This window comes from Microcoleus sp. AT9b-C3 (genome assembly GCF_036705485.1).
In the GTDB taxonomy this organism is placed as follows: domain Bacteria; phylum Cyanobacteriota; class Cyanobacteriia; order Cyanobacteriales; family Microcoleaceae; genus Microcoleus.
In genome coordinates this window covers 1-11,428 of the sequence record NZ_JAUBUR010000071.1, presented here as the reverse complement: position 1 = coordinate 11,428, position 11,428 = coordinate 1, and the positions used below count along the sequence as shown (strand labels likewise).

Sequence of the window (11,428 nt, the reverse complement as noted above, 5' to 3'; positions counted from 1 at the left end):
GGCACATCTCTTGATGAAGTTATTCGTGCTTATTGTGCATAAAGAGTGTCTCATACTTATTTGAAATGACTATAATTACTCTGTCAAATTTTGTTTTGCTGTTGGCAAAAACTCATAAGCTCTTTTCAACTCGTTTGCACTTGTAAATATTTCTGACAATGCTTTCCCAAAGCCTTGACTTAAGGCTTTGCCGATTGCATAGGCTCTATTGTTTAATCTCTCATCTCCTAATTCACAACTTGCAAAATTTTTCTCCCACCAGCTCAACATTTTTCGCCTGCCTTTACTTGATTTTCACGACATTATATCACCATCCACGTTTTTTGCCTAGAATGACTTCCTACTCTACCTTGCAGAGATGCCGTGAAAAGGTAAGGATTCAGGTCTCAAGTTGAGGGATTAAAGATGGGGTCGGCACAGCCGAATTAACCATTGCTTTTATAGCCTGGTCAAAAAAATCAATTACAGAACGTTTTTGACGACGACAAGTTTGTATAACTGTCAATAGATTGGCAGTATCTTGGAACCGCTCCATTGAGCGGGAACCTCCACTAACTTTTCTTTTTGTTACGGCTCTCACGTAATGTTCGTTCGGCTAAATTATTATCCGGTGGGATCTCCGGGTGATCTAAAAAATACCACCACTGATGGGATTTCTTTTGCAAGGATCGCAACAGTTTACCAGCTTCCCCTCCGGCTTGCTCCATCCCTGAATGAATAGAAGTTTCAACTTTTAGTTTAAACCCTGATGCCCAACTCAAGAATTCATCACTATTTTGGTTTTGTTGGAATAAAGCGTAGTTTTTAAAGGCTTCATCGACCAGACTGAGAAAGGAGGCCCCAATCTTTTGGTTATTTAATCCGGGAAGTTTGATCGGCTTCTTGAAATCACGGCGTAAATGCGCCAGACATTTCTGTTGAGCTTTCACCGGATAACCATTATAAGCGGTATAATCATCAGAACTCAGTACCCCTTCGTAGCTTGAACCCAGGATGGCGTCTAACTCGGCGCGAGAACGAGTATCAGCCGCATGAAATAGACCGAAGTCGGTATTGGCAAAAATCCATAACCATTCTTTTATCCCTTTGACTAACCAAGGTGTTTCATCAACATGGATATTTGGCTGAGTTTGCTTGAGCCACTCGGCTAGCCGGTCAATACTTGGATTTACTGCACTGTCTATTCGTTCATTTGTGGCTACTAATGTTCCCACCCCGATTTCTATTTTTCCCAATTCCCATAATAGTTCTTGTTGTTTTTCGTAGGATAAATGCCCGTAATTATTAAGCCATCCTAAAAAAGCTTGCAGTCTGATTCCTATATCTTGTCCTGGTACTATCTCGCCTGACCAGTCTGCTGCTTGTGTTTCCCCACACTGGCTACAAATACAGGTATATTTTTGATATTCTACAATTTCAATTGGCCACTCCACTAACTGTGCTACTTGCTGTATCTCTATTTTTATTGGTTTGCCACTGAATTCCTGTTGACCACAGCATCTACACACTTGCGGTCGTAATATCTCCTCTCTATCTACTCGGCCAAACCCTTTTCTCGTTTTTCCCGGATGTCCTGGTTGCCCTCCTGGTTTCCGTTTTGGTATTTGGCTCTCGGATGCTTGAGCAACTGGATAGTTCTCTGTTTTTTTGAGGAGGTCGGCCGATGGAGGTTTGGATGATATTGTACTGTCTAAATCTCTGCTGACTTTTAGTTCCTGTATTTTTTTTTCTAGTTCTACTACTCTCGATTTTAATTGCTCTATAGCCTTGGCCTGCTCAATAATTATCTCTACCAGTTGCGAGGGAGCCAACAGGTTCAATATTTCACTGTCTAGTTTGAGAGGCGGCTCTTTTTTCATAATTCTAATATTCTCCCTCCAGTATCATCTTTGTCAATACCCCCTGACCTGAATCCTTACATTTGTCCGTTGGCTTGAACCTCAGAAATACAAGCCAAACTAATGGGGCAATTTAAACAACAACTCCACACAACTAATGTATATAATGAAACTCCCGGCTTTATTTCTTTAACAAAATTAAGACGACTCAAATCATGGCAGTCAACCTTACCATCATATTTACGTGGAGATCCCAGTTTCTTTTGTTCACCAGTATAAAGATAGCGTAGGTTAGCATCAACTCTTAACTTGCCAATAAAGTCTAAATTTAAGTCGCGCACAGCATCCCAGAATTTAGAGCGGTAGTAATAGCCATCAGCGACCAAATAACGTACAGAAGTTGGTCAGAAATAACGAGTATTCTTTAGATGTTGTGCATAATCATCAACTCTTGTGAGGTCAGGCGTTGAGCTTTGAGATTTGGGGTTTTTTCGAGATTTTTTTGAGCAGCAATTCTTCGGTTTTTGTGGCAGTTTTTTTCCGGGCTTTATTTGAGGGCGTGATGGAGTTTGTTGTACGCTTAAGCTATAAGATAAACAACTATCAATTTCGACAATAGAAATCACAGAAATTTCCAACCCCGGTTCCAATTTCCCCGCTACACCATTATAAAAATAACCCTTGCCGTCAGTTTTTTTGCCACTTTTTCTTAAAAAAGAACAATCGATAACGGCAATGACTGTGTGTTCAGGATTTAAGGCAGATTGGAGGAAATATTGATTAAATTGTGGAAAATTAAAGCTTTTGAGAAAGTGACGACGGTAGGTTTTTTCGCTCAAATAACTATAACGACTGAGATTCGTGAAGTTGACCTTACCATAGACCAGCAAAATAGTTGAGAATAAAGTGATTAAAAACTTCTTTTGGGGTTGACTAATCTCTGGCATTTGTTGTAAGATTGATTCAAAATCTTCCTCATGCAATCTGTTGACTTGTGTGTTTTTATAGCTTAACCTAAAAGAGTGCCTTTTTTTCTGTTTATTTTGGGTTCAGATAGCACTCAGTTTTTTCGCTTCTGTGCTTTATTGCGTAAGCATCCCTGTTTAAAAACTGTCCGGAGTATTGTTATAAAATTGCGAGTGCTTTAACAACGAAGACACAAGCTAACAACGGCCAGGCACGCTGCCTACCAACAGATAATCGATTTAATGCAGATGTTACTTGCGGCAGGTGATGGGCACTGCTAGCCTACTTTTATACCCCACGCTAGAGCAGTAAGGCTTTACCTTCCTTTCATAGCTATGAGCAACGACGCAATCGCACTTTATGAACCAATCAACCTTCTGAAACAGGTTGATGAAGATATTTGGATCGTAGATGGTTCCATCGTGCAGATGGCCATGTATGGAGCTTTGGTTCCCTTCCCAACCCGAATGACGATTGTGCGACTGAGCACTGGTGACCTATGGTGCCATTCACCAACAGAATTGACTCCAGAACTGAAAGCTCAAATTGACTCCCTCGGTTCACTGCGCCACCTCATTTCGCCCAACAAAATTCATTACGCCCATATCGGTGCTTGGACTAGCGCCTATTCAGAAGCTATAGCATGGGCATCTCCAGGTGTTCGCGATCGTGCCGCGCAGCAGAAAATTGCAGTGGATTTTGATGCTGACTTGGAAGATGAACCACCACATGAGTGGGTAGCAGACCTAGACCAATTAATCTTTCGTGGCGGTCGATTTATGGAAGAAGTGGTCTTTTTCCACCGCAAGAGCGCCACTCTCATCCTTGCCGATCTCATCGAAAACTTTGAACTAAATAAAGTGAGTCAGCAGTTGCATTGGCTACTTAAATTAGGAGGTGTAGCTGATCCGGATGGAAAACTCCCATTGGATTTGCGAATGACATTTATCGGGAAAAAGGAACAGGCACGTAGCTGCTTACAGCGAATACTTCAGTGGAACCCTGAAAAAGTTATCCTATCCCACGGTCGTTGGTATGAGAATAACGGTACTGCTGAGTTAGGGCGTGCTTTTCGCTGGCTTGAATAACGTTTAGACGACAGCAAGCTAACACTTTAATGAAGCCGATAGTGTAAAGGATCTCATGCTTAGTTTCACTTGTACCTACCGCCGCTCACTTTTGCCCTTGCCTATGCTGCCGAACTAGACAAGGAGCTAAAACCCTGTGGGAAGGATTGAGCTACCCACCAACCAAACCGATCGCCAAAACTCCTGAAGCCCTTTATAGTGTTGGTAATTGGGGCAAAAACTCATTGCCAATTACCAATTGCAAATTACCCATCGTGAAAAAAAGCCCTCTAACATTCCGTCGGGGGCTTTTTTTTTGGGGCGATCGACCGTTGGAATTACCCGCTTCATATCACGGGCAGGGGTGGAATTTTGTTTGAGGTCGGAGATTTCGGCGCAATCTTTTTCGCTCTGCCTTAGCAAACTCTCCCTTTCTGCTAAACGAATGGCAAGTGGCGATCGCGCTTCCTCTAATTCTTTCTTGAGATTGCCAAGGGTTGCCCCTCCAGCTTTTATTAGTGGCGATCGTTATCGGTGATTGCCAGACTTTTGATTTAAGTCCATATCTTCATCTCTCCCAAGAACAGTTGTGTGAAAAAAGTCTTAGTTAGAATTTCTCGTTAAATAATTAAACATTACAATCTCTAAACCTTGACATCTGGTTAGTAGCGCTGGTAACTATCGCCTTTGCTTCGGACATCATTATAGCAAGTGTTTTCAGGGTTATAATTTCATGATAATTAAGGAAAAATGTCATTGTTATAAAGCGGTCTGAAAAACTTTGATTCGGGAATATAATGTTGAAATCTCTGCTGTCTCACTCTCCTTGCATCATGCCACCAATACCAACAGTCACAGTTAAGTCAGGATACAAGCCACAATCTATTGATACCAGCATTGAGGCTGACGTGTTGATGTTTCAGCTATTGCGGCAGCTAACGCCCCAACAAAAAGTACAGCGGACTTGCGCTTTCAATCAAGCGGTGCGAAGGTTGGCAATATCTGGAATAAAAACCCAGTATCCCAATGCTACTGAGGCAAAAGTTCGGCAAGAATTTATTAAAAGGTGCTTGGGCGCTGAGTGGATAGAAGTTTTATCAAATAGCGAAGATTGGGGTGAACTCGTGATTGCAGATCCGATCGAATTAGCGCAAAAAATAGCCAGCATCTTGCTACCGCTGAATATTCCCTATGTGGTGGGAGGTTCGGTGGCAAGTTCGCTGTTGGGAGAGAACAGATCTACGCAAGATTTGGACTTAGTGATTGACCTGGAAGCGGGAACAGCACAGAGACTAATTGATGCCATGTCAGGCGAGTTTTACATAAGCGAATCGGCTGTGAGTGAAGCAATTGCCAAGTCAAAAGCTGCACCCCGCGAATCATCGTTCAATGTCATCTATTTGCCTTCTAGGTCGAAAGCAGACATTTTTGTGATGGGCAGCGATGACCCTTTTTCGACTTCCGTGATGAGTCGTCGCCAGCTTCATCCTGTTAGCGGTTTAACAGAAGAGGGAATTTACATCTACTCGCCCGAAGATATCGTACTGCAAAAACTCAGTTGGTACAAACTAATTCCTGGCGGTTCCCAAAAGCAGTGGAGGGATGTGTTGGGAGTTTTGAAGGTGCAAGGGGAACGACTCGATTTCGCTTACTTAAACCAGTGGGCTGTTACACTCCAACTAACAGATTTACTTTCTGGAGCGCTGCTTCAATCAGGATATTAAGCGTCGGTAATTTAGAATGAAACAAAACAACCAACAACGTGCTATTGCCAATAAAATCCAAAAATGGATTCAAGCCACCCAAGAAGTTGAAAAAACTCGATTTGCCATACCGATAACCAGGCTGACGAGTATCAAAAGTCTGTGCCCTGATGAAGTTGCTGCCGAAAAGTTTGCGCTCTACATTGCCCAACGGGTGCAGCAGCAGATAAATCAGGCGAATTGTCCAGAACATTTCACGGATGAAGAATGGGAACAGCAAAAACAATTAGTGGATGAAGCGATCGCACTGATGGACAGTTACCGAGAAAACCCTAGTTACGAAAGCAGGCAATCTCTAAGAAACTTATTGAGAGACATTGATGGGGTGCAAGGGGATGACTACCGCAATTTTAGGTGGACAACGGTGCGCTTTGTTCGCAGTGGAGATTTACTCAAGCTAGAGTATGCACTGCGGTGTTTGGTAGAGACAGATTTTCCCTATTGGGCTTACAAACTAGCTAGAGAATATGTAGAAGGCTATGGATTGCAGTCGGGTTCGGGTATCGTTGCTGAATCCGTACCCATGTTGTTGGAAGTCGCAGAATTTTGGTGTCAGTATTATTTCAATCAGAGTTTGAACGAGAAATTTCCTGATGGGGGCGCGATCGCTCTTGTGAGGTAGGGTCGTTGGGTCGGGTGAGATGCGAATTTATCAATTCCAGAGAAACGCTCAAAATCAAGCAGATACTCAGGCGCTGTGAGGGAACTGGCAGCTACCCATTTGCGGGATGAAGCATAATGAAGCTTGACCTAAAACAACGGGGCTATTTTTAATGATTCTCCAAGGGATTGTTTGTGTGAAGCTAACAAATTTGCTGAGGATTGAGTGATTGCGGGTTGCGGATCAGTTGCCAATGTGCCAGTTGATTATGACAGAAGTGATGTGATTACAGGAGCAAATATTTTTTGTGTTTTGCTTTATTTGTTTCAGGCTTAATTGTCGAGATCTTAAAACTTTTTAAGTTTATAATACTTTTTCCTTTTTCTAGAATAAGTGTTAAATTTGCTCACAAAATAAATTTAGACCAAAGAAATCATCGACCGTCTTTAGAGGAACAGCGTATGGGTTTATATGATGGTAGCGGAGTTCATCACCCCGATGGATTAAAGTGGAAGTTCAATACAAAAATGACAATACGTGTTTCTCCAGTCGTTATTAATCAAGTAGTCTACGTTATAAACGACCAGGGTACTTTCTATGCAGTTAATAGCCGAAATGGAAAAGCCAAGTGGACTTTTCAAATACCAAAAGAAGGGGAAGGGTCTGAAAATGCCTTCTTACGTCCATCGTCACCGACAATTGTTGATGATTTTGCCTACATCAGTAACGATAATCAGTTGTATGCAATAGACCTGAAAACAGGTATAGCTAAATGGACATTTGCCACCCCAGGCGTAGTGGAATCATCGCCCGTTGTAGCAGATGGTGTTGTTTATGTAGCCAGTAATTTTACGGAAATACACGGGTCAAACACCGAGCACCCTTGCACACCTATTATGAACGTACAGGGTTATCTCCAAGCTGTGGATATTGCTACCCAGCAAGTAATATGGCAATTTGAGCAACCCAATGGAGTTAGTTCTCTTGCTGTTGCTGATGGCACAGTCTACATTTTTGGATTTGGTAGTTTCTGGTCACTGGATAGTGCTTCATCTGCGGTACAGTGGCAATTCAACAAACACAATCTCAGTTTTTTGGCTCCAGTGGTTGTTAACGGAATAGTTTATGTTAGCTGTCCGTCCTACTATTCCTCTACAAAAAGTTCAGTTTTGGCTTTACATAGTGCTAGCCGACAAATTGTATGGGAATTCCAAACAAGCGGTTATATTTGCACAAGTCCGTTAGTCACTGATGACATGGTTTACATTGGCACGAGAGATGGATATTTATTGGCTCTCAACAAAGAAACAGGACAATTACAATGGACTTTTTACCGTGGTGATTGGAACATCAATTACCCTAGTATCGCTGAGGGAATAGTTTATTTCGGCAGTGAAGACGGAAATCTTTATGCCTTATTCAGCACTACAGGCCAGCAACTGTGGAAGTTTACAGCAATGGGTGTAGTGTCTTCATCTCCTGCTATTGCTGCTGAAGTGGTTTACTTTGGCAGTGAAGATGGTTATCTATACGCAATTGATACTACAACAGCACTAATTAACCAAATCCTTTCAGATGCTTCAATTCAAGGAGAGCCTTTAGCAGATCCTCCAATTAGCTCAGATGGAGCTATGTATCGCGCCAATCCACAACAAACTGGTGTTTACATTACTAGAGGTGTTCACCAGGTTGTTGGATTGAAGTGGAAATTATCGCTGGATAGACATTTATCATCCCCCCCGATTGCCGCGAATGGAATAGTTTATGTCAGCGCCAGTTACTCTAATCTTTATGCCATAGATGCTGAAGTTGGAAAACAAGTATGGCAGTTTGAAAAAACAACTTATTCTTGTTCCGCTGTGGCTGATGGCATGGTTTACATCGGAAGTGATTCTTTGTATGCACTTTCTGCGATGACTGGACAAGAACAGTGGTCTATCAAACTCAGCAGCGCTTCGTTTCCTGCTGTTGTTAATGGCATAATCTATGTTTACAGCAGAAACAAAGACGGATCTCACAAACTCTCTGCCCTGTCGTGTCGGAATGGACTATTAAAGTGGCAGGCCCAAGTGTCCTCATCTAGCGGTTGCCCTTTGATAGATGATGAAATCGTTTTAGTACACAATTATCATTACGTAAATGCGCTTTCTCTCGCTACAGGAGAAGTTGCATGGCAATTCAAAACTCAACAGTACGACGATCGCTTATCAGCTATTTCTGATGGAACAGTTTACTTCGTTGGACAGAAAAATTTCTATGCAGCAGATATCCGTACTGGAGAGGTGAAGTGCAACTTTAGTCCAGAAAAAGGCTCGTTGAGACACGCTCTGGCGATTTTTGATGGCACAGTTTATACTATCGGCCAAAATACTCATACACTCTACGCACTTTCCTCCACAACTGGGGAAGAGAAGTGGCAGTTTACAACGGATACTAACATACAAACACCTCCGACTATTGCTGACGGAATTGTTTACTTAGGAACCTTTAGCGGTAATGTTTATGCAGTAGATGCTCTGACAGGACAACAACTATGGAAGTTTGCAATAGGAACGGCATTATACTCTGAACTGGCGATCGCGGAGGGGGTAATCTATACTACGGACTCTGACGGGAAGCTTTACGCGCTCAGTTGAATTAGGGGAAAGTATGCGATCGCCAACTATCAAAATTTTGTTTTCCGCGCGTTGCTGATTTATAGTATGAAAAACTAAATATGCAAATCCTAGAAACCATTACCTACAAAGCTTCTGGATTTTCGACTTATTTTTTTCATACCCTGATTAAGCAATGCGGGGCTTCTTTTTCCCCTACAGTTACGAGATATGGACAAGTTTCAAGAACACGATCCTCGCTGTGGCCGTGAGACAAAGGGCCAGTGGTGGAGCCAGCCACCAGACATCGCTTTAGCCGACGCCCCTGAATTCAGTCAACGCTTCTTCGCTGAAGTGTTCAACGAATTCCCAGCATTGGCGGCAAGCGTCGTTTTCTTGCGATGGTCTGTTCAGCCAGACGACCTTTACGCAGTATTTAACTTCTCTAGCGGTGGGTTTGCCGTGCAGATTGATCCGGGACTAGAGTACATCATAGTGTGGGGGGCAGGCGAGCATGGGGAGTATGGCGATTGGATGGGCGATCGGTTAGCTTCAGGGCTCGATCATGTCCGTACCTTAGTGTGGTGGTTTGAAAGTTTGTCTAATGCGGTTGAGTGAGGATAAGACAAGTGCTGGTGAGCGATCGTAAATTCCGAAGGCGTTTAGTCTGAACTTTCTCCTGCAAATATTACTTGCATAGACGAGCGAAGCCTTCGATCGCAAAGATTTTAATTGAAGTACAAGCAGATAGATTTGGCTGCATATCTCCAGCAAAACCACATCCAAGTTAAACTGATAATCACCCTAATTTTTAGAATTCTCTATGGGAGAAGAAAGCGCAATATGATATCGCAGCTTATCATTGACGCTGCGGGTTTCGCTTTGACCGATGGCTGGATTTTGCCATTCGATCGCTGCTTGAACTAAACCCTCTCCTCTGGATAAAGCTTTAATAAATTGGTCGATATGTTCTGGGGTGTTACTGTGTTGGGAATTAAAATAGGAAAGTTTTTTCTGGATGCAATCGCATTTAGCTCCATCGGTCAACCAAGATTTCTCTGGTTCCAAGACATTCCAAACATCTTTCCATGCCCCATTCAAGTCTTCCGAAACGTTCATATCACATTTTTATGTTTATCTGTACCTGCTAAGCCTCTTATGATATCTTGAACTATTTTCATTATCCATACCTGTTGGTAAAAGTCGTAGAATTTTGGTGTCAGTATTTCGATCGAAGGAAGCTTGAGGGAGAATTTTCCTGATGGGGGCGATCACTACGTTCGGCCCAACCCGTTAAGTCTACAACCCCTAAGATTGTGAAACCCTGTGACAGGGTGGGTGTACCATTAAAAATCTAGGCGGGGAAACTTAAATTTTTCATCTATGACTTGGAACCGCTACAGATCCATCAGGATAATCTAATTTCCCCATCTACGACTCGAAACTGCTACGGCAAGGTCAGGATATAATAAATAACTTGTTGTGCGCTAACAGGTTTTTCGTGTTGGCAACTGGTTGGTAGAGGAAAGAAAGCAACAACGAAGGTTGGTAAAATGGATGAAGTCGTCAAGAAAGTAGCTGCCTTGGGTTTACCCGGTATCATCCTGGTAGTGACGATGGCTGCGACAGGTTTTACAGGAGCGGCTGCAATCACAGCAGCTCTAGCATTTCTAGGTGGCCCGGCTGGAATGCTCGGAGGTATTGCCGTACTAGGTTTGACGGGATTGATTGCAGAGGCTCTAACAAAAGTAGGGTTAGAGGACTTGCTGACAGCAATTTATTGCCAAAGGCGCTTATCTGAGCCACACGGGAAACTTTTAGAGGAGATTGAGCAATTATCATTGTTTGATGGCGATATCAAAGAAAGGCTCAAGCAAACTGTGACAGATGGATGTGGCTGTTCAGCAGCCAGTGCTGCCAACATTTCAGATGTTACTAGGGAAGCTCGCGCCATTTTAGAAGCTGTCCCAGGAATGACACCAGCACACCACAGGGATTTTAACAGCTCCAATCCGATTATCAGACTTAGGGATGGAACAGCGGTTAGGGCTTGGAAAAACCCCCTCGGCGTCGATCACATTTTTTTAGCCGATCGCGATGGCAAAATGATTTACGGTGGCTTCGTAGGCTGGATTCACAGCGAGGGGTTGAATCAAGCGCTCTTGCAAATGAGAAGAGACTTGACGTAAAGTAGATAGGATAGAAAGCATATTGTAAATAAAAGTTAAGTTTTCCAAACCACTACCATGCCCTTATTAAGAGCTAAGGGTCATCTAGCAGAAACTTAAAGGCTAAATCACTGAGAATTTACTAGCGGTTGCCACTTCAGATACATCAGAGTATAATGTTTGACATCAGCAAAAACTGTTAGAAATATAGCACTCGCTGTTGTCCAAAAAGTAAGCACGGCTGTATCAAACCAGCACTCATAAATATCTAAAATTCTGATAGTCGTCTTGGCAGGCTTTTTTCTACGCCTCACCGCAAATGCCTCCCACACTTCTTTGAACTCAGAACTCGATCGCTCCAAAATCGATCTGCGACCGTCGCTCTAAATCTTGCCTTCAAACCTCTGATGCCAGAGGATATACCCCGACAC

At 42.9% G+C, this 11,428-nt stretch carries 10 protein-coding genes and 1 pseudogene; 6 read left to right on the top strand and 5 right to left on the bottom strand.

The window, feature by feature from the left end; genetic code table 11:
• Nucleotides 1-75 precede the first annotated feature (75 nt).
• The 4 genes and pseudogenes from QUB77_RS30590 to QUB77_RS30575 form a co-directional block, all read right to left on the bottom strand.
• Nucleotides 76-270 (bottom strand): IS4/Tn5 family transposase DNA-binding protein, encoded by a 195-nt coding sequence (locus QUB77_RS30590; protein ID WP_333180643.1) that lies wholly within the window; start codon nt 268-270, stop codon nt 76-78.
• A gap of 109 nt (nt 271-379) precedes the next feature.
• Nucleotides 380-1,859, bottom strand: a pseudogene (tnpC, locus tag QUB77_RS30585) (IS66 family transposase).
• A gap of 56 nt (nt 1,860-1,915) precedes the next feature.
• Nucleotides 1,916-2,224: a hypothetical protein gene (locus QUB77_RS30580; protein WP_333180642.1), complete on the bottom strand. Its 309-nt coding sequence runs from the start codon at nt 2,222-2,224 to the stop codon at nt 1,916-1,918.
• A gap of 18 nt (nt 2,225-2,242) precedes the next feature.
• A complete protein-coding gene (locus tag QUB77_RS30575) occupies nt 2,243-2,821 on the bottom strand; it encodes a hypothetical protein (protein WP_333180641.1) in 579 nt (192 codons plus the stop codon).
• 318 nt (nt 2,822-3,139) lie between these two features.
• Between QUB77_RS30575 and QUB77_RS30570 the strand changes: the two genes are divergently transcribed.
• The 5 genes from QUB77_RS30570 to QUB77_RS30550 all read left to right on the top strand — a co-directional run bounded on the left by QUB77_RS30570 (nt 3,140) and on the right by QUB77_RS30550 (nt 9,447).
• Complete coding sequence (locus tag QUB77_RS30570; protein ID WP_333180640.1) at nt 3,140-3,892, top strand: DUF4336 domain-containing protein; 753 nt, start codon at nt 3,140-3,142, stop codon at nt 3,890-3,892.
• Nucleotides 3,893-4,668: 776 nt separating this feature from the next.
• Nucleotides 4,669-5,595 carry a hypothetical protein gene (locus QUB77_RS30565; RefSeq protein WP_333180639.1) on the top strand — a complete coding sequence of 309 codons (927 nt, stop codon included), beginning with the start codon at nt 4,669-4,671 and terminating at the stop codon, nt 5,593-5,595.
• 16 nt (nt 5,596-5,611) lie between these two features.
• Nucleotides 5,612-6,256 carry a hypothetical protein gene (locus tag QUB77_RS30560; RefSeq protein WP_333180638.1) on the top strand — a complete coding sequence of 215 codons (645 nt, stop codon included), beginning with the start codon at nt 5,612-5,614 and terminating at the stop codon, nt 6,254-6,256.
• Nucleotides 6,257-6,696: 440 nt separating this feature from the next.
• Nucleotides 6,697-8,871, top strand: a complete 2,175-nt coding sequence (locus QUB77_RS30555) for a PQQ-binding-like beta-propeller repeat protein (RefSeq protein ID WP_333296196.1) — start codon at nt 6,697-6,699, stop codon at nt 8,869-8,871.
• A 189-nt stretch (nt 8,872-9,060) separates the two neighbouring features.
• Nucleotides 9,061-9,447, top strand: coding sequence for a hypothetical protein (locus QUB77_RS30550; protein ID WP_333180636.1), 387 nt, complete (start codon nt 9,061-9,063; stop codon nt 9,445-9,447).
• A 186-nt stretch (nt 9,448-9,633) separates the two neighbouring features.
• Here QUB77_RS30550 and QUB77_RS30545 read toward each other — a convergent pair whose 3' ends face one another.
• Nucleotides 9,634-9,948: a hypothetical protein gene (locus tag QUB77_RS30545; RefSeq protein WP_333180635.1), complete on the bottom strand. Its 315-nt coding sequence runs from the start codon at nt 9,946-9,948 to the stop codon at nt 9,634-9,636.
• Nucleotides 9,949-10,382: 434 nt separating this feature from the next.
• On the opposite strand from QUB77_RS30545, the gene QUB77_RS30540 reads away from it, so the two are divergent.
• Nucleotides 10,383-11,018, top strand: coding sequence for a hypothetical protein (locus QUB77_RS30540; protein ID WP_333180634.1), 636 nt, complete (start codon nt 10,383-10,385; stop codon nt 11,016-11,018).
• The last annotated feature ends 410 nt before the right edge of the window (nt 11,019-11,428 follow it).